This window comes from Sporosarcina sp. HYO08, assembly GCF_001563475.1.
GTDB lineage: Bacteria > Bacillota > Bacilli > Bacillales_A > Planococcaceae > Sporosarcina.
This window is the reverse complement of sequence record NZ_LPUT01000003.1, coordinates 1-20,560: the sequence shown is the minus strand read 5'-3', so window position 1 is coordinate 20,560 and position 20,560 is coordinate 1. Positions and strand designations below refer to the sequence as shown.

At 36.9% G+C, this 20,560-nt stretch carries 18 protein-coding genes; all 18 read left to right on the top strand.

Annotated elements, in window-relative coordinates:
* Positions 1–63: 63 nt before the first annotated feature.
* The 18 genes from AU377_RS03345 (at position 64) to AU377_RS03260 (ending at position 20,363) form a co-directional block, all read left to right on the top strand.
* Positions 64–807, top strand: a complete 744-nt coding sequence (locus tag AU377_RS03345) for a YveK family protein (protein WP_067404182.1) — start codon at positions 64–66, stop codon at positions 805–807.
* Positions 794–1,504, top strand: a complete 711-nt coding sequence (locus AU377_RS03340; protein WP_067404180.1) for a CpsD/CapB family tyrosine-protein kinase — start codon at positions 794–796, stop codon at positions 1,502–1,504. The genes AU377_RS03345 and AU377_RS03340 overlap by 14 nt, the downstream gene beginning before the upstream one ends.
* Positions 1,505–1,690: 186 nt before the next feature.
* A complete protein-coding gene (locus AU377_RS03335) occupies positions 1,691–2,452 on the top strand; it encodes a tyrosine-protein phosphatase (protein ID WP_067404178.1) in 762 nt (253 codons plus the stop codon).
* Positions 2,453–2,647: 195 nt separating this feature from the next.
* Positions 2,648–4,486: a nucleoside-diphosphate sugar epimerase/dehydratase gene (locus AU377_RS03330; RefSeq protein ID WP_067404176.1), complete on the top strand. Its 1,839-nt coding sequence runs from the start codon at positions 2,648–2,650 to the stop codon at positions 4,484–4,486.
* 21 nt (positions 4,487–4,507) lie between these two features.
* A complete protein-coding gene (locus AU377_RS03325; protein WP_067404167.1) occupies positions 4,508–5,860 on the top strand; it encodes a glucose-6-phosphate isomerase in 1,353 nt (450 codons plus the stop codon).
* 95 nt (positions 5,861–5,955) lie between these two features.
* A complete protein-coding gene (locus AU377_RS03320; protein ID WP_067404298.1) occupies positions 5,956–7,680 on the top strand; it encodes a phospho-sugar mutase in 1,725 nt (574 codons plus the stop codon).
* A gap of 25 nt (positions 7,681–7,705) precedes the next feature.
* Positions 7,706–8,587, top strand: coding sequence for a UTP--glucose-1-phosphate uridylyltransferase GalU (gene galU / locus AU377_RS03315; RefSeq protein ID WP_067404158.1), 882 nt, complete (start codon positions 7,706–7,708; stop codon positions 8,585–8,587).
* 301 nt (positions 8,588–8,888) lie between these two features.
* Positions 8,889–9,248: a prepilin-type N-terminal cleavage/methylation domain-containing protein gene (locus tag AU377_RS03310; RefSeq protein ID WP_067404156.1), complete on the top strand. Its 360-nt coding sequence runs from the start codon at positions 8,889–8,891 to the stop codon at positions 9,246–9,248.
* A 324-nt stretch (positions 9,249–9,572) separates the two neighbouring features.
* Positions 9,573–10,208 carry a sugar transferase gene (locus AU377_RS03305; RefSeq protein WP_067404154.1) on the top strand — a complete coding sequence of 212 codons (636 nt, stop codon included), beginning with the start codon at positions 9,573–9,575 and terminating at the stop codon, positions 10,206–10,208.
* Positions 10,209–10,229: 21 nt separating this feature from the next.
* A complete protein-coding gene (locus tag AU377_RS15215; RefSeq protein ID WP_082731909.1) occupies positions 10,230–11,123 on the top strand; it encodes an NAD(P)-dependent oxidoreductase in 894 nt (297 codons plus the stop codon).
* A gap of 20 nt (positions 11,124–11,143) precedes the next feature.
* Complete coding sequence (locus AU377_RS03295; RefSeq protein WP_067404152.1) at positions 11,144–12,331, top strand: glycosyltransferase family 4 protein; 1,188 nt, start codon at positions 11,144–11,146, stop codon at positions 12,329–12,331.
* A gap of 3 nt (positions 12,332–12,334) precedes the next feature.
* Positions 12,335–13,372, top strand: a complete 1,038-nt coding sequence (locus AU377_RS03290) for a nucleoside-diphosphate sugar epimerase/dehydratase (protein WP_067404149.1) — start codon at positions 12,335–12,337, stop codon at positions 13,370–13,372.
* Between the two features lie 16 nt (positions 13,373–13,388).
* A complete protein-coding gene (locus tag AU377_RS03285) occupies positions 13,389–14,498 on the top strand; it encodes a capsular polysaccharide biosynthesis protein CapF (RefSeq protein WP_067404146.1) in 1,110 nt (369 codons plus the stop codon).
* Between the two features lie 3 nt (positions 14,499–14,501).
* The gene (gene wecB, locus AU377_RS03280) at positions 14,502–15,623 is read left to right on the top strand and encodes a non-hydrolyzing UDP-N-acetylglucosamine 2-epimerase (protein WP_067404143.1); all 1,122 of its coding nucleotides are present in this window, start codon (positions 14,502–14,504) and stop codon (positions 15,621–15,623) included.
* 15 nt (positions 15,624–15,638) lie between these two features.
* Positions 15,639–16,709 carry a glycosyltransferase gene (locus AU377_RS03275; RefSeq protein WP_253724371.1) on the top strand — a complete coding sequence of 357 codons (1,071 nt, stop codon included), beginning with the start codon at positions 15,639–15,641 and terminating at the stop codon, positions 16,707–16,709.
* A 27-nt stretch (positions 16,710–16,736) separates the two neighbouring features.
* The gene (locus AU377_RS03270) at positions 16,737–17,942 is read left to right on the top strand and encodes a glycosyltransferase (protein ID WP_067404137.1); all 1,206 of its coding nucleotides are present in this window, start codon (positions 16,737–16,739) and stop codon (positions 17,940–17,942) included.
* 20 nt (positions 17,943–17,962) lie between these two features.
* On the top strand, positions 17,963–19,168 hold the full coding sequence (locus AU377_RS03265; protein WP_067404135.1) for a hypothetical protein: 1,206 nt from the start codon (positions 17,963–17,965) through the stop codon (positions 19,166–19,168).
* 16 nt (positions 19,169–19,184) lie between these two features.
* A complete protein-coding gene (locus AU377_RS03260) occupies positions 19,185–20,363 on the top strand; it encodes a glycosyltransferase (protein WP_067404132.1) in 1,179 nt (392 codons plus the stop codon).
* Positions 20,364–20,560 lie beyond the last annotated feature (197 nt).

Sequence of the window (20,560 nt, the reverse complement as noted above, 5' to 3'; positions counted from 1 at the left end):
CAAACAAAATTTTGTATGCTATACTTGTACACGAATTTAGTCGTAGTAAAGGAGAACCACAAAATGGAAGAGACGATTAGTTTACAAGACTTATTGAAAACGTTGAAAAAACGTTTAGTGTTAATCATCAGCGCAGTCATTCTTGCCGTAGGAGTTGCGGCAGGCGTTAGCTTTTTTTTGATGACACCGATTCACCAAGCGTCAACGCAAATTTTGGTCAATAAAACACAAAATGACCCGAACCAATTTAATGCTCAAGAAATTCAAACGAATTTGCAGTTGATCAATACATATAACGTGATCATTACAAGTCCAGCCATTTTAACCGAAGTCATTGAACGATTGGACCTGGATCGTTCACCGAATGGATTGAAATCCCAAATTACGGTCAATAGTGCGCAAAACTCCCAAGTCGTGAATTTGAGTGTGCAAGATCCAAACCCTTATGTAGCAGCTGATATCGCCAATACAACAGCAGAAGTATTCCAAGAAAAAATCCAAACGCTTATGAATGTCGACAACGTCAACATTCTTTCCCCAGCGGTTTTAGCGGCCGATCCAAAACCGATCAAGCCAGATCCGTATTTGAATATGGCGATTGCCGCAGTGATTGGATTAATGCTCGGCGTTGGCATCGCCTTTTTACTCGAATACTTAGATACGACAGTGAAAACAGAGCAAGACATCGAGGAATTGATCAATTTGCCAATCTTAGGTATCGTTAGTCCAATTGTTGAAAAAGATCCAGCGACGGAAAGAAAATCAGCGCGCAGCCGAAGCAGAAGAGGAGGCAGTGTTCGTGTTTAAAAAGAAACCGAAGATTATTCAAGCGGCGGCACGGAAAATCGTGACGTTTACGAATCCGCGATCAGTCGTTTCGGAACAATTCAAAACGATTCGTACGAATATTAACTTCTCTATGCCAGATCAAAAATTAGAAGCACTTATGTTCACATCTGCTTCACCGAACGAAGGGAAATCGACCGTTGCGTCAAACGTGGCGATCGTTTTTGCACAAGAAGGAAAAAAAGTGTTGCTCGTCGACGCCGATATGCGCAAACCAACAACACATTACACCTTTAAAACAGCCAATGCCCATGGACTGACAAACGTCTTGACGAATCAAAGCACTTGGCAAGAAGTGATCACTGAAACACCAATCTCAGGCCTAGACATACTGCCATGCGGTCCGATCCCACCGAACCCGGCAGAACTTATCGGCTCCCAAAAGATGGTTCTTTTAATAGAGCAGCTTAAACAAGCTTATGACTTAATCATTTTCGACACACCGCCAATTTTGTCGGTGACAGATGCACAAATCTTATCCAATAAATGTGACGGCGCCATTTTAGTCATCAATTCAGGCACATCCGAAAAAGAAAGTGTTCAAAAAGCAGCCGAAGCGTTGCAAAATTCCAAAGCAAACGTCATCGGTACCGTTTTAAACAATTACAAACTAGCGAAAGACCATTATTACTACCAATACTACGGAAATGCAGAGTAACAGGAAAGTATAGGGTGCCAATATAATAGGGTGCCAGGCATGGACATCATTCGCGTCCAAGGAAGGCAGGCTAAGTGCGCGACGTCCTGTCGCAACGCCTGCATGACCGACATCCTGTCGGCCTAATTTTGGCTTTGCCTGGCACCCATCCTGTTTAAAAGTATCCTAAAGTAAGGGGGACACCTCATGATCGACATCCATTCCCACATCCTATTCAACGCAGACGACGGCCCAGACACCATCGAACAATCCATCCAACTACTAGAAAAAGCCGCACAAGAAGGCATCACCGACATCATTTCAACATCCCATGCATTCAGCCCGCACCATCACGTACAAGCAGCAGACGTCCAGCAGCAAATTCGGCTACTGCAAAACATCGTCAAAGAGGCAAATTTGCCCATTCAATTATGGCCTGGACATGAAGTTCGGCTTCATGAACATCTCATCGACAATTTAAAAAACGGCGAAGCACTGCCGCTTGCTGACGCTAACTATGTGCTGCTTGAACTGCCATCCGGGTCTGTTCCGGCTTATACCAATCGAATGATTGAAAATCTACTTGCGGCAGGCTATACCCCAATCATTGCCCATCCCGAACGAAATGCCGCTATAGCAGAAAAACCTGAACGACTGGAACGGTTAGTCAGACGAGGAGCACTTGCCCAAGTAACAGCCGGCAGCGTTGCTGGTTATTTTGGAAAAAACGTCCAGCGGTTAGCATTCAGATTGATTGAAGCCAATTTAATCCATACCTATGGTTCGGATGTTCATAATCTCACCACACGGCCGTTTCTATTTAACGAAGGACTCGATGTGATGGAAAAGAAAAAGTTTGGCAATATTGCAGATCTTTTACTAGACAATAACGAATGTCTCCTGCTGAATGAATCATTGACCCTTTTGGAACCATTGACGCCGAAAGCTCGGAAATGGTGGAAATGGTAAAAAGGTTTTGTCGGATTATGTAGAAAAAGCAAGCTGCATGTAAAAAGTAATTCTTTTTCGATAGTAGTTTGTGAAATAAGATTGAAAATAAAAATAGATATGTTACTATACAGCTAATATGCAATTTACATGTAAGTATTTTAGACTAGTTTTTTCAGAGGCTTACTTGAATTCGGGATGAAAGGGGGGGACCTTGTGACTTTGCGGAAAAGAATGACGTTACTTGTCTTCATCGATACATGCATTGTATTATCTTCGATTTACTGTGGCTATTTTATTTTACATCCCTATTTTAATATTTTCACAAGCAAAATGCTGTTTGTCAGCGTCGTAACGATCTTTCTTGCGCATCATTTTTTCGCATGGCGCTTCGGACTTTACCGAAAAGTTTGGTCATACGCATCCATCGGTGAATTAAAATCCATTACAAAAGCCGTCACCTGGACAATCGTCATTGTTGCAGGTGTTCAATTTGCACTCATCCAAGACATCTACTTCCGTGCACTCTTTTTAACATGGATGCTACATATTTTACTCATCGGGGGATCGAGACTATCCTGGCGTCTCGTTCGCGACTCGGTCAATAGCAGACTCGACAATGAAGCGATCCGTACACTCGTCGTCGGCGCAGGACAAGCAGGCACAATGGTCGTCCACCAATTGCAGCAAAACCCAGAATCGGGCATGCAACCTGTGTTATTCGTAGACGATGACCCGATGAAACAAGGGCTTGAGATTTACGGCGTAAAAGTCGTCGGGGGACTTGAAGCGATCCCAGATTTCGTAAAAGACAACGCGATCGAAAAAATCGTCATCGCGATTCCATCGATGTCGAAACAGCGCATGAGCGAATTAATGCGTAACTGTGTTGAAACGGGCATCCGGACCCAGAAAATCCCTCGAATTGAAGATTTAATGACCGGGAAAGTATCCGTTAAAGATATGCAAGACGTGAAAATTGAAGACTTACTCGGTCGTGACGAAGTCGAACTCGATTTAAAAGCGATCGCAGACAAGCTGACGAATAAAACGATCCTCGTCACAGGCGCAGGCGGCTCCATCGGTTCTGAAATTTGCCGGCAAGTGAGTGACTTCAGGCCAAGACGATTATTACTTGTCGGACATGGAGAAAGCTCGATTTACAATATAGACATGGAACTGCGTCAAAAGGTTTCATCGGACGTTGAAATCATTCCAATCATCGCAGATGTGAAGGATCGCAATCGCATCTTTGATATCGTTGATACATATAGACCCGACGTCATGTACCATGCGGCAGCGCATAAGCATGTTCCGTTAATGGAAGCCAATCCAGCAGAAGCAGTGAAAAATAATATTTTTGGTACGAAAAATGTGGCGGAAGCGGCGGACGTATTTGGCGTATCGTATTTCGTACTCGTCTCCACAGACAAAGCGGTGAACCCGCCGAATGTGATGGGCGCATCGAAGCGTTTTGCTGAAATGATCGTTCAAAATCTTGCGAAGAGTAGTCAAACAAAATTCGCAGCGGTCAGATTTGGCAACGTTTTAGGATCACGAGGAAGCGTTGTCCCGCTATTTAAACAGCAAATCGCAAAAGGCGGACCGATTACGGTAACAGATCCTGAGATGACTCGTTACTTCATGACCATTCCGGAAGCATCGCGGTTAGTCATTCAAGCAGGAACGTTAGCTGCTGGTGGGGAAGTATTCGTCCTAGATATGGGCGAACCCGTTAAAATTGTGGACTTGGCGAAGAACTTGATCAAGTTATCCGGTTACGCTGAAGATGACATTGGGATTAAATTTTCAGGCATTCGTCCTGGGGAGAAGTTGTTTGAAGAGTTGTTGAATGAAAATGAGATTCAGAGTGAGCAAGTTTTTCCAAAGATTTTTATTGGGAAGGCGGAGCCGATCAGTCTATTTGAGCTACAGGACATTTTAGATAAACTTCCTGGAATGTCTGGAAAAGAAGTGAAGGAGACGTTGGTTGGTGTAGCGAACTGGAAGAAGTCTACCCAGCAAGACGTTATAAAGGAAGTTGTGAATGTGTGATCGTTTTGAGGAGGTGAGGTCTTGACACATATTACATTCGATTATTCAAAAGCGCACGTACATTTCGGGAATTATAAAGTTTCTTTTTTAGAACAGACCGTACAAGCAATTCACCGGGAAATGCACAGCGGGAAAAGCGTACATAACGATTATTTAGGGTGGCTCGACCTCCCTGAAACGTATGATCGAGAAGAATTTGAGCGGATCCAGCAAACAGCAAAACAGATCAAGGAAACAAGTGATGTGCTGCTCGTCATTGGAATCGGTGGCTCTTACTTAGGCGCCCGCGCAGCGATTGAAATGCTGAATCATAGCTTTTACAATCTGTTGCCGAAAGAAAAAAGAGAGTATCCGCAAGTCATTTTTGTAGGTCATAACTTAAGTTCTACCTATATTTCCCACGTAATGGATCTATTGGAAGGAAAGGATTTTTCCATTAATGTCATTTCCAAGTCTGGAACGACAACGGAACCTGCTATCGCCTTCCGGATTTTCCGTAAGTTGCTGGAAGACAAATATGGTAAAACAGAGGCGCGTAAACGAATTTACGTGACGACCGATCCTCAAAAAGGCGCGTTAAAAGAACTTGCTGATCAAGAAGGATATGAAACATTCGTCATACCTAACAATATCGGCGGTCGTTATTCCGTCTTGACTGCGGTTGGGCTATTACCAATTGCCGCAAGTGGAATCGATATTACAGAAATGATGGCAGGAGCTCAGAAAGCACAGAAAGAGTTACAAAATCCGGTGCTTGAAGAAAATGCGGCGTATCAATATGCCGTCATTCGGAACATTCTTTTTCAAAAAGGCATGGCCATTGAAATGTTTGTCACATACGAACCTGGCTTACATTACTTAGCTGAATGGTGGAAGCAACTGTTCGGAGAAAGTGAAGGGAAGGATCGACGAGGGATCTTCCCAGCTTCCGCAAACTTTTCAACAGACCTTCATTCATTTGGTCAATATATTCAAGAAGGTCAACGAAACCTGTTCGAAACAATTATAAAGGTGAAAAAACCTAATCATGATTTAGTCATTGAATATGATGAAGAGAATATCGATGAGTTGAATTATTTAGCCGGTAAAACAGTAGATGATGTCAACAGCAAAGCATTCCAAGGCGCATTGCAAGCTCATTATGACGGTGAAGTGCCGGGGCTCGTTTTTGAAATTCCAGCAATGGATGCTTATACATTTGGTTACATCGTATACTTCTTTGAAAAAGCTTGTGCGATGAGTGCTTATTTATTCGGTGTGAATCCGTTTGATCAGCCTGGAGTAGAGCTATATAAAACCAATATGTTTACTTTACTGGATAAACCAGGTTACGAGAAGGAAATAGAGGATTCAACAAAGGTGCCAGTAGGTTAAGGTGTGGACATAGGGTGCCTGTCACCGACACCATTCGCGTCCTTCCGCGAATTGTGACGGTGACAGGCATCCGTGGGGAGAAAGGATGCAAAGGTATGCAATGGAAACAAAATAGAGACCAGTGGCTCAAACAACTGCCAGCAGAAGACCCTGTAAGAAAAGAGCTCGTTCAACAACTTCCGAATGAAAAACAAATGGAAGACAGCTTCTATAAAAATCTAGAATTCGGCACAGGCGGCATGCGCGGCATCATCGGTCCTGGAACGAACCGTATGAATGTTTACACGGTTCGAAAAGCCGCGTTAGGACTAGCGCAATATATCGTTGAACAAGGACAGGCTGCAATGGATCGTGGTGTGGCAATTGCCTATGACTCTAGACATCTGTCACCAGATTTCGCCCTAGAGGTCGCAAAAACAGTCGGAAGTCGGGGAGTGCGGGTCTATTTATTTAAAGATTTACGCCCAACTCCGGTCTTATCATTTGCTGTTCGCCATTTACAAGCATTCGCGGGTGTTGTCATCACTGCTAGTCATAATCCCTCGGAATATAACGGTCTGAAAGTATACGGCGAAGACGGGGCACAGTTACCGCCCAACGCAGCAGATGTCATCCTTCACTATATGAACGAAATCGCTTCTGAATTAACGATTGAAGTTGGAAACGAAAAAGAGTTGGTCGACCAAGGGACTCTCACATATATCGGTGAAAAAGTAGATCAAGCCTACATAGAAGCATTACGTACAATTCAGCTCAACAAAGACACGTTAGCAAAAGAACTGTCGATTGTCTATAGCCCATTACACGGCACGGGCAGTCAACCAGTTCAAGATGGACTGACTGCATTCGGCTTCAACAATGTAACGATCGTGAAAGAACAAGAACAGCCAGATCCAAACTTTTCGACTGTCCAGTCTCCGAATCCCGAAGAACCTGAGGCATTCCAACTGGCTATTCAGTATGGCAAGAAAGTTAATGCGGATCTATTACTCGCAACGGATCCAGACGCCGATCGTCTTGGTGTCGCAGTGAAGAATAATGAGGGAAAGTATACGTTACTTACCGGCAATCAAATTGGCGCATTGATGCTTCATTATTTGCTAGAACAGAAACAAAAGAATGGTCTCTTACCCCGTGACGGTGTCGTGATGAAAACAATCGTTACGTCCGAGTTGGGACGTGCCATCGCATCCGACTACGGATTGGAAACAATTGATACGCTGACGGGCTTTAAATTTATCGCTGAGAAAATCCAAGAATTTGAACGTACGAACGAGTTCACCTTCTTGTTTGGATATGAAGAAAGTTACGGCTATCTCATTGGGGATTTCGTTCGGGACAAAGATGCGGTTCAATCCGCTGTCTTGATCGCAGAAGCAACTGCCTATTATAAAGCGCAAGGAAAGACAGTATTCGAAGTATTAAATGACCTATTCAATCAATTCGGTTATTACCAAGAGTCAACGCATTCGGTAACGTTAAAAGGAAAAGACGGGGCAGAACAAATCGAAAGAATTCTACTAGCGTTCCGAAACAATCCACCTGCAACAGTGCAAGATGTGCCGATCACGGTCATTGAAGACTATGCAACAAGTGAAGCGGTAGACGTGTCTACAGGCATCAAGACAACGATACATTTGCCAAAGTCAAATGTACTCAAGTATAAACTGGCCGATGGATCATGGATTTGTATACGTCCTTCCGGTACAGAACCGAAGTGTAAATTCTATTTCGGCGTGAAGGGTGAGTCAATGGAAAGCAGTACAGAAAAGCTCACTACTTTAGAGCATGCCATTATGGAAAGAGTCAACCAAGGGTGAAAATATAAGGTGAGGAGACAGTACAGTGAATAAAATACGCAAAGCCATTATTCCAGCAGCCGGCTTAGGCACACGTTTTTTGCCAGCAACAAAAGCAATGCCGAAAGAAATGCTGCCGATTGTCGATAAGCCAACGATTCAATACATCGTTGAAGAGGCCATCGCATCCGGCATTGAAGATATTATTATCGTCACCGGAAAAGGAAAACGCGCAATCGAAGACCATTTCGATAACAACTTTGAACTAGAAGAAAACCTTCTTCAAAAAGAGAAGTTCGATCTATTAGATCAGGTGAGACAATCGGCAAATGTAGACATTCATTATATTCGTCAAAAAGAACCAAAAGGACTTGGACATGCCGTTTGGTGTGCACGGAAGTTTATCGGTAATGAGCCGTTTGCGGTTTTACTAGGTGATGATATCGTTCAAAGTGACGTACCTGGGTTAAAACAACTTATGGATCAATATGAAGAAACACATGCATCTGTCATTGGTGTGCAATCTGTGCCAGATGAAGAAACACAACGCTACGGCATTGTAGAACCTTCCATACGCGTAGGAAGAAGATATGCGGTAGAAAACTTCGTCGAAAAACCAGCATTCGGAACCGCCCCATCAAATCTTGCCATTATGGGAAGATACATTCTAACGCCTGAAATCTTTAGGTACTTGGAAGAACAAGAGACCGGAGCAGGTGGAGAAATCCAGTTAACGGATGCCATTCAAAAACTCAATCAGATTCAGCGTGTATTTGCGTATGATTTTGAAGGCACGCGCTATGACGTTGGAGAGAAGTTAGGGTTTATTACGACGACGATTGAGTTTGCGCTGCAGAATGATGAGATTCGAGATCAATTGATTGGATACATGGCAGAAAAATTGAAGGAAAGTAAAGTAGAAGTGTAATTTCATTTCATAGGTGATGCCTCCTAACCTTTATCAACGGAGGCACTCGGCTATGCTGTGGGTGGCGCGTTTTCGCGTTGCCTTAGATGCGTTTGGTTATCGGGAGTATGGTGTGAGGTGGGGTTGGATGCCCTTTTTTTGTTTTTTGAGAATGTAGAAGTCTAGGTAGTTACAATGAACAACTATAATCACTATATGACTGAATCAGGATACTTTGACATGCAGGAAATATTTTTGGTGCTCTTATAGCAAGTTAAGCTTTTGACACATTAACTTTTATCAGGGAAGGGTTGTATTACCAATGATGTTAAAGAGGTTATGCAAGAATGACAAAGGTTTGACATTAGTGGAAATACTTGCAGTCATTGTGATTCTTGGTATTTTGATGGGTATTGCGATACCAGCGTATTTGGGTGTAACAAAAAGGGCTGAAACAAAGGTTTGTGAAGCAAATCGCCTTGAAGTGAAAAAACATTATGAAATGAATTTGACTTTGGGAGGATCAGGCCATTCAGATTTGTTGTTCCAGCAATTTATCTTTGAGAATGGGGAGATGGATTGTCCGGTTGGTGGTATGTATGGGTATGTAGATGGAGAAGTGGAATGTTCTGAGCATGGGGATGTTGAAGATGATGATGGGAATGAGGTTCCTTATTTGTAAGGTTTGTTTGGGGTGGGATTGAATGGTGAAGGGGAACTGACTATCGTAATCAGATAAGATGCTGAAAACCTTGCAGGATAAGGGTTTGAGCCGTTTTTAGTGAGATTTATAGATTGATTGAATGGTATATATAATAGGAAGAAACTCGGTTTAGGATGGTTATGAAGTGAATATCTATTTCGTATTTAGTTGGTAGATTGAATAGATATTACGAGGTGGCTATGAAAAGTAGATAAGATTTAGTGGTTTAGTAGTTGGTTGGAATAAGTGACTTCCAATTAAGTCCTAATCTACTAAAGAACAAATTTTAAGGAGTGTAGCTAGATGTATATGAAGGTTAAAAGATTGATTGATATCATTCTTTCTTTAATTGGACTTATTGTTTTATCTCCCATTTTTTTAATTCTAATTATTGCTATTAAGATTGATTCAAGAGGGCCGGTTTTGTTTAAGCAAAAGCGTGTAGGAATTAACAAGACACATTTCAATATATTGAAATTTCGTACCATGAGAATCGATACACCGAAGGACACTCCAACTCACTTATTAAGTAATCCAGAACAGTATATCACAAAGATGGGTAAATTCCTGAGAAAAACCTCACTTGATGAGCTTCCGCAGATTTGGAATATTTTTGTGGGACAGATGAGTATTATTGGGCCAAGGCCAGCACTATGGAATCAATATGATCTAATTGCTGAACGGGGCAAATATGGCGCTAATGATGTACCACCTGGATTGACAGGTTGGGCACAGATTAATGGTAGGGATGAACTTCCTATCGAAATTAAGGCTAAGTTGGATGGGGAGTATGTTGAGAGGATTAGCCTTTTGATGGATATTAAGTGCTTCTTTGGTACCATCGTAAGTGTTGTTAAGAGTGATGGTGTAGTAGAAGGTGGAACTGGAGCAAAAAAGGAAGTTGCAAGTACTAAGATGACAAGCTCTTCGGGAAAGTAAACAAGTAGAGGTGGAGAAGTAATGTTATTAGTTACAGGAATTACAGGACATAGTGGCAAGTATTTCTTGCAAGAGCTTATAAGAAATAAATATGATGGTCCAATTCGATGTATTGTTAGAGCAAATTCTGATACATCGTTGATAGATAATTCGGGCCTAAATATAGAAATGATAGTTGGAGATTTAGAAAATCAAGAGTTTATGAATGAAGCTATGAGTGGAGTTAACACAGTTGTGCATATAGCGTCTATCTTTTATTCGGTTACATTAATGAAGGCAGCAGTTAAGAATGATGTTAAGAGAGCTATACTTGTTCATACAACCGGCATTTATTCAAAATATAAGAGTGCATCAGAAGAATATAAGGGTATTGAGAAAAGCATAGATAAGATAATTAAGGAAAACAATTCAACGATAGGGCTAATATATTTAAGACCTACTATGATTTATGGATATATAAATGACAGTAATATGATTGTTTTTATAAAAATGGTAGATAGATTAAGGCTATTTCCTATCATTGACCAAGGTAAGAATTTGCTACAGCCTGTTAATGGGAGAGATTTAGGAAAAGCATATTATCAGGTATTAAAGAAATCTAATATAGTGAGCGGCGATTATATTTTATCTGGTGAAAGTCCTATTTCAATGAAAGAATTGTTTAGGTTGATAAGTCAAATTCTAGGTAAGAATACGACCTTTATTAGTATCCCTTTAGCGTTAGGTGTTTTTATGGCTAGATTCCTAAAAGTCATCACGCTTGGAAAGGTTGACTATATTGAGAGAGTTCAGCGGATGGGGGAAGATAGAAGTTTTCCACATGAAAGTGCTGCGAAAGATTTTGGTTATCGACCTATGTCGCTATCAGAGGGATTAAAAATTGAAATTAAAGAGTATTTAAAAAAGGTTCAATAGAATTTGGAGGCTTTTGGTTAATGAAAATTCTAGTTGTCTGCCAATATTACTATCCGGAACCTTTTCGCATTTCAGATATATGTGAATCATTAGTAGAAAAGGGACATGATGTAACAGTACTTACAGGCCTCCCAAATTATCCAGAGGGACAAGTACTCAATGGTTACCGGAATGGTAAGAAAAGGAATGAAGTGTTAAATGGCGTAAAAGTTGTACGAAGTTTTGAAATAGGTCGTGGAAATAATAAGTTAAAACTTTTCTTAAACTATCTTAGCTTTGCCTTATCAGGATCGTTGAAGGCATTTTTTATGAAGGAAAAGTTTGATGTAATATTTGTTAATCAACTTTCGCCAGTAATGATGGGTATACCAGCTATCGTTTATAAGAGAAAGCATAAGAAAAAGCTATTACTTTACTGTCTTGACCTTTGGCCTGATAGTTTAGCAGCTGGTGGAATCAATGAAAGTTCAATAATTTATAAGTTTTTTAAGAAGATATCTCAATGGATTTATAACTCAGCAGATTGCATAGCGGTTACTTCTAGTATGTTTGAAGAATATTTCAGAGGTACTCTTGGGATGTACAATAAAAAGATCCATCATCTACCGCAATATGCTGAAGATTTGTTTACAGAAAACAAAGAAGTTGTTAAAGATGATAAATATAATTTCGTTTTTGCTGGAAATATTGGTGATATGCAGAGCGTGGAAACGATAGTTAAGGCAGCTAATATATTGCGTGAGCATTCTAATATTATATTTCACATAGTCGGAGATGGATCTAAATTAGAAGAATGTAAGATGCTAAGTAAAAAATTGGGGTTAGAAAACGTCATATATTATGGAAGAAGACCAGTAAGTGAAATGCCACATTATTATGGGTTAGCTGATGCGATGTTAATTACCTTAAAGAATAATAAGGCTATTTCATACACGCTACCAGGTAAAGTGCAATCATATATGGCAGCAGGTAAACCTATTATTGGATCAATCAATGGTGAGACAAGTCGAGTAATTAAAAATGCTGAGTGCGGGTTATGTTGCACTGCTGAAAATTATAGTGAATTAGCGAATGTAATAATACAGTTCTGTAATAGCAATGAGAAAGAAAAAATGGCTCAAAACTCATATGATTACTACATTAAAAACTATAGCAAAGAAAGATTTATATCGATGTTAGAAGATACTTTAAATAATTTGGAGGGATAAAGGATGTTTAAAAATAAAACTTTATTAATTACTGGTGGCACAGGTTCATTCGGAAATGCGGTTATGAAGAGATTTTTAAATACAGATATAAAAGAAGTTAGGATTTTTTCCCGTGATGAAAAGAAACAAGATGATATGCGTAAACTTTACAAAAATGATAAGCTCAAATTTTACCTCGGCGATGTAAGAGATTTAGCGAGCGTTAAAAACGCTATGCATGGGGTGGATTACATTTTTCATGCAGCGGCACTAAAACAAGTACCATCTTGTGAGTTTTTTCCTTTAGAGGCGGTAAAAACAAATATATTGGGTACGGATAATGTACTAACGGCTGCTATTGAATATGGAGTAAAGAAGGCAATCTGTCTTTCAACCGATAAAGCTGCATATCCAATTAATGCAATGGGTATCTCAAAAGCAATGATGGAAAAAGTATTTGTTGCTAAGTCGAAAACTGTTAATCCAGAAAGGACATTAATTTGTGGAACTAGATACGGTAATGTGATGGCCTCACGTGGTTCTGTTATACCATTGTTTATCGAACAAATCAAAAGCGGTCAGCCCTTAACAGTAACGGATCCAAATATGACAAGATTTCTTATGAGTTTAGAAGAAGCAGTAGAGTTAGTAGTATTTGCGTTTGAAAATGCTGAGGCAGGAGATATTATGGTACAAAAATCCCCAGCTAGTACTATTGGAGATCTTGCTCAAGCTGTAAAAGAATTATTTGACGCGGATAATGAAATAAAAATCATTGGAACCCGTCATGGAGAAAAACGTTATGAAACCCTTCTTACGAAAGAGGAATATGTGAAGGCAGAAGATTTACCTGGTTTCTATAGAGTTCCTGCTGATCAAAGAGATCTTAACTATGATAAGTATTTTGCAGAGGGAGATCAAAAGCTTACTACAGTAGAAGAGTATAATTCCGATAATACACAAATTCTTACCGTTGAACAAATTAAAGAAAAGTTGCTTGAATTAGACTATGTGCAAAACGAATTAAAAGAGTGGAATAAAAAAGTTCACGTAATGAATTAAAGGGTGGTTTTGAGTGATGAATATTCTTGTTACAGGAGCAAAAGGGTTTGTAGGAAAAAACCTCATAGCTGAGCTTAAAAATAAAGGATATAGTAATATTTTTGAGTTTACTAGGGAATGTGATCCTTTGTTACTCGAAAAATATACAAGAGAATGTGACTTTGTTTTTCATCTAGCTGGAGTTAATAGGCCAAAAGATGAAAAGGAATTTATGGAAGGTAATTTTGGTTTAACTTCTCAATTACTAGAGCTATTAAAAGAAAATAACAATAAGGCCCCTATTCTTCTTACCTCATCAATACAGGCAGAAAAGGACAATCCTTATGGAAGAAGTAAGAAGGCCGGAGAGGATTTACTATTTAATTACTACTATGAAACTGATGCGAAGGTTTATGTATATAGATTACCGAACTTATTTGGTAAGTGGAGCAAACCTAACTATAATACTGTGGTAGCTACATTCTGCCATAACATAGCTAATGGCTTAGATATTCAGATAAACAATCCGGATGCAGAGCTTAATCTTTGTTATATAGATGATGTATTAGAAGAGTTTTTCCGAGCTCTTGAGGGAGAGCCAACGATGCATAATGATTACTGTGTTGTACCTGTAACACATAATATCAGACTTGGAGAATTGGCTGACCTTATAAAGAGTTTCAAAGAAAGTAGAGAAAATTTAAGTATTCCAAATATGGAAGATGCACTAACTAAAAAGCTTTATAGTACTTATTTAAGCTTTTTACCAGAAAATCAGTTTTCTTATAATCTAAAAATGAATTCTGATCATAGAGGTTCTTTTACAGAGTTTATGAGAACACCTGAAAGAGGACAGGTTTCAGTAAATGTATCAAAACCTGGAATTACAAAAGGGAATCACTGGCATCATACTAAAAATGAGAAGTTTTTAGTTGTAAGTGGTGAAGGGTTAATTCGCTTTAGAAAGATTGAATCTGATGAAATTATTGAATATAGAGTAAGTGGTGAAAAGCTACAGGTTGTAGATATTCCTACCGGATATACACATTCAATTGTAAATGTTGGGAAGAGTGACCTTGTAACAGTAATGTGGGCAAATGAATGTTTTGATCCAGAAAAGCCGGATACTTATTTCTTGGAGGTATAATTAATGAAAAAATTAAAAGTTATGACAGTTGTTGGAACTAGACCAGAGATAATAAGATTGTCAGCTGTTATTAATAAATTAGAAGAATCAAATGCTGTTGAACATATCCTTGTTCATACAGGTCAAAATTATGATTACGAATTAAATGAGGTGTTTTTTAAGGATTTTAACTTGAAAAAACCAGATTATTTTCTTAATGCAGCTACCGGAACAGCAGTAGAAACTATTGGGAATATTTTGGTGAAAATAGATCCTATTATGGAAGAGGTAAAACCAGACGCTTTTTTAGTACTTGGTGACACAAATAGTTGCTTATGTGCAATTGCAGCAAAGAGAAAACATATTCCTATATTCCACATGGAAGCTGGTAATCGTTGTTTCGATCAAAGAGTACCAGAGGAGACAAACAGAAAAATCGTTGATCATATAGCTGATATTAATTTAACTTATAGTGATATTGCACGAGAATATTTATTAAAAGAAGGATTGCCAGCAGACAGAATTATTAAGACAGGAAGTCCAATGTTTGAGGTCCTTCACACTAGAAAAGATGATATTGAGGTTTCTAATGTATTGGAAAGTTTAAATCTAGAAGAAGAAAACTACTTTGTTGTATCTGCTCATAGAGAAGAAAATATTAATTCAGAAACTAATTTTATGGATTTAGTTGATAGCTTAAATGCAGTAGCAGAAAAGTATAATATGCCTGTGATTGTTAGTACACACCCTAGAACTAGAAAAATGATTGAATCAAAAGGAATTGAATTTAATCCTTTAGTAAAAACGATGAAACCTTTAGGTTTTAATGATTATGTAAAGCTTCAAATTAAGGCGAAAGCAGTTCTTAGTGATAGTGGAACTATCAGTGAGGAATCTTCTATCCTTGGCTTTAAAGCTCTTAATATAAGACAAGCTCATGAGAGACCTGAGGCAATGGAAGAAGCTGCAGTTATGATGGTTGGTTTGAAGAAGGAAAGAATATTACAGGGATTGGTAATTTTAGAAACACAAGGTGAGGATACATTGAAAATTGTTGATGATTATAGTATGCCAAATGTTTCAGATAAGGTATTGAGAATTATATTATCTTATACAGATTATGTGAATAGGGTTGTTTGGAGGTAAGTGTTGGTGAATATAATGGTTTTTGATGTGCCTGCAGAGTATGGAGGGGCGTACTCCATTTTAAAAGATTTTTATGATGAAGTTAAAACACACAGAGATGAAAAGATAAATTGGATATTTGTACTTAGTAAGCCTGAATTTCAAGAAACTGAGAATATAAAAATACTTAGATTTCCTTGGATAAAAAAAAGCTGGGGACATAGACTTTTTTTTGACAATTTTATTGCACCGAGCTTAATAAGTAAATATAACATTAACAAAGTATTTTCATTACAAAATTTAACTATACCTAGAGCTGATATAGAACAAACTATTTACATTCACCAACCATTACCATTTATAGAGCATAAATTTACCTTTAGTGAAAACAAATTATTTTGGATGTACCAAAATTTAATAGGTCATAAGATTTTTAATTCAATAAAAAAGGCAAATAAGGTTATTGTCCAAACGAAATGGTTAAAAAAGGCTTGTATTGAAAAGGTAGGAGTAGATGGGAGAAAAATAAACATAGTTTCACCAGAAATTAGACTTGATGTAAAGGGTAGTTTTTCACCGAATAATAAAGCTTTCTCAACTTTTTTCTACCCAGCAAGTGCACTACAATATAAAAACCATAGAGTAATAATAGAAGCTTGTAAAAATCTTAAACAAAATGATATTAAAGATTATAAAGTGATTTTTACTGTGAAAGGTGATGAAAATAAACACATAGAAACTTTATATAACGAAGTGAAAAGTGCATCCCTACCAATAGAGTTTATAGGGAGTATCAGTAGAGAAAAGGTTTTTTCGTATTATACACAATCAGTTTTAATTTTTCCCTCGTATATAGAAACATTTGGACTTCCTATGCTAGAAGCAAAACTACATGGTGGAATTGTACTAGCATCTGATAGTCCTTTCTCGCACGAAATATTGGATGATTATAAAAATGCATATTTTTTTGAGAGCTTTGATAGTACAAGACTGGCTGAACTAATGTTTAATACTATGAGTGGGAAAATTAATTATATTGAAATTGGTGAATTAAAAGATTTAAATATATACAAAAAAAATTCTTTGCTAGATCACATTATAAATTAAAGGATTTTATTTAAAGGGAGGTTTATTTTGAAAGTTTTATTCTTGGGAAGTGTAATTAAAACAGAGGATTGTACTAAATACCGTGGCCCTTCTGTTGCTGGCAATAAAATGCAATTAGGCTTAATAAAAGGTCTATATAAAATATTTAAAAATGATTTGTCAATTTTAACCGAACCCCCAATAGCTTCCTTTCCTAAAGAAAAAAGAATTTATATAGGTAAAGGGAAAATTCAATTGCAGAAAAATATTGTTGCAAACAGAGTGCCTTTTATCAATATTTTTATTGTTAAACAAATAATATTAATAGTTAACGCTTTTTTTATGATATATAGTTGGGTAAGGCAAAATAAAAATGAAAAAAAGGTTATTATATGTTTCAATTCTTTCCCTTATATTTCCTTGCCAGCTATTTTAGCCAAGAAATTATTTAATGTTAAAATAGTTTGCATATTAGCAGATCCACCAATAGATGTAATTAACAGAGGTTTTATTGGAAAGATAGCCAAAAAACTTGAAGATAGTACAACTGAAAAAAATATCAAAGAATTTGATGGGTTAATAGTACTCAATGAAAAGGTAATAGAAAAGTATGCCCCAAAATCTAAATTTATTCTTGTAGATGGTGGGTTTGATTTAGATGATGCACCCAAAAGCCCACCTGGAGGACAGTGGACGAATATACACGAAGATGATGTAATTAGATTAGTTTTTAGTGGTGCGTTGTTAGAATACAATGGCATAAAAAACTTAGTCGAAGCTTCAAAACTTGTTAAGAGTAATAAGTTTGTTATTGAAATTTATGGATCGGGGCCTCTTGAGCAGTATGTGAAGGAGGTTGCGCAAGATAACAGTCGAATAAAGTTTATGGGGAATGTACCTAATTCACAAATGATAAGGATCCAACAGGAAGCAGGGATTTTATTAAATCCAAGACCTGCAAATGACCCAATAAGTTTGTATACATTTCCATCTAAAATGATTGAGTACCTAATTAGTGGAACCCCAGTGGCCACGACGAAATTAAATGGTCTTACCGATGATTACTTACAATATGTATTTATATTTGATAATGAAGGCCCTGAAGAAATTGCAAAGACAATAGATAATCTATTAATACAGGATGTAGATTATCTAATTGCGAAAGCAAAAGAGGCTCGTAATTTTATTATAAATAATAAAAATTGGGACATTCATAGTAAGAAGATTAAGGAATTCATTGACTTGCTATATTAAATAAGTGGGGATATAAAAAAATGACTATATTGGAGAAAGGCCATAATTTTAACAATCTTCTAGTAGCTTTTATATTTGTTGATATACTACTATTGCCATACTTTAATTTTTTTGTAATGCCTCTATCATTACCAGTTGTTTTAGGAGTAATTCTATTAAAGAAAGTTAAAATTAAAAAAGATAAAGAGTTTATTGTTTTTTTAACGCTCAGTTTGTTAGTTTTAATAAGTGTAGTTTTATCATTTTTGCAATCGCCCCTATACTTGGAGGGGATGAATGTATGGATAGAAAATATAAAAAGAGGATTTCAACTTTTAACGTCCTTTGCATATTATATCGTTTTAAAAAATTGTATTTACAGTGTAAATATAAAAAGAATTTTGTTTAGTTTTGTAGTATTTTATATTGTTTTAGGTATCGCATCGTTTATTGATGTTGCCACGTATTTTAGATTACTTGAAATATTAGGAGTACGGAATCCATTTGTTAATGAATGGTATATTAGACAGAATGAATATTTATTTAGATATTCATATATTTGGATAGATCCTAATAATGCTGCTTATGGATTTCAGATGGTGGCATTTTATCTGTTATTAAATGAAAACCTTAAACCTATCCAAAAAATATTCATTTATAGTTCTATTCCTATAGCAATAATTTTGAGCATGAGTACAGGAGCTCTTATATCAGCACTGGTATTTTTCATGCTATACATTCTATACAAACTTAAAAACACCGTTAAAATTAAAACTTCATATGAAAAAATGTTAAAGGCAAGTTTTTTATTTTGCTTTGGTTTTACCTTAATAGCCTTTATAGCTTATTATTTTAGAGATAGCTATTCTTATGTAAGAGAGTATAGCTTAGATAGAATGTTAGATAATACAGATGGTGGTCGATTGAGTAAATATAGCTTTATGTTTTCGGATAAACTCCCAAACCTTATAGGAGAAGGCTATATTCAAATAAGGGATGGAAAATTTTTTCGACCCCATAGTGATCACTTAAGATTTCTTTATTCATATGGTATAGTAGCTTATTTTATTTCATTATGGTTCTTTTTTAGAAGAGCAATTTTTAATTCTAGTTTTTTATTTGTAATACCAGGTTTTTTAGCGTACTCAATAAACTCTTTAATAGATGAACAAAAAATATTAATTATTTTACTTTCTTTAATTGCCTATACAAATCATAAAGTTTGTAAAAGTGTAAGAAATAATTGAGCAAAGGAGAGACATCTTGAATATACCAATAGTTGTAGTAGCGTTCGATAGGCATAATTCTTTAAATAGGCTATTAAATAATTTATCTCAAGCCCACTATGATAACAACAATGTTGACTTAATAATAAGTATTGATAAAAGTGATAATAATGAAGTTTATAGAATTGCCGAAAAATTCAAATGGAATCATGGGGAAAAAAAGGTAATTTGTCATCCTGAGAATTTAGGTTTAAGGAAGCATGTTTTAAAATGTGGTGACATTGCTCTTGACTATGATGCAGTTATCATTCTCGAAGATGACTTATACGTATCAAGGTCTTTTTATCGATATGCCCAACAAGCGGTTTCCTTCTATAACTATGAAGAAAACATTGCAGGGATATCCTTGTATAATTACAGAGTTACTGAGTTCGCTGAACTACGTCCATTTATTCCTATACACGATGAAAGTGATACCTATTTTGCTCAAGTACCATCATCTTGGGGGCAAATATGGACAAGAAATCAATGGAAAAACTTTAAACTATGGTACGAAGAAAAAGAGTTTATTAATATTGATTTTAAGGGCATTGTACCTGATGTTGTTCTTAACTGGAAGGAATCATCTTGGAAAAAATACTTTCATATGTATTTGGCATTGAACAATAAATTTTTTGTGTATCCTAGAGTTGCATTAAGTACAAATATGGGGAATGTTGGGACACATAATGAAATTAATTCTAATTCACATCAAGCCATATTAATGGGCGATTTTGATAGGGATTATAATTTTAAAAGAATCCAAGATTCATCTGCTAAATATGATGCCTTTTTCGAAAGTCATAATTTATTAAACTGTATTATAAATAAAGGTGAGGACAATCTAATAATTGATTATTATGGATTAAAGCAACAATACAGTAATAGAGGATATTTACTTACAACTAAGAAGTTAAATTTTAAGGTTCATAAGAGTTGGTCACTTGCATTAGTGCCATATGAACTGAATGTGTTATATGACCTTAAAGGGGAAGGGATATACTTATATAACCTTTCACAAAAAGAAAGTAATACTAGCAGTAGTTTAGATAGAAGAAGCTTGATAAAATATGAGCTCCCAAGTTTAACAAAGGAAAGGGCTGCAATTATTTTTCTCAAAGATTATTTAGAGGCTATAGCTAGAAAAATAAAAAGAATGTTGTATATAGGTAAGTAAAATTATTTGAGGTTAATTTTATACAACACTTTAAAATTAATAAAATATGGGAATACGAATGGTACACATGTGGATCTACGTCAATATATTGGACACAAAAAAGTTAAGTCTGTTTCAGAACAACATCCATTCATGGAGTGTCCTGTATCCAGCGAAACCAGTCAAGTGAAAGACCGCACTTGACAGCTTTCGCTAGA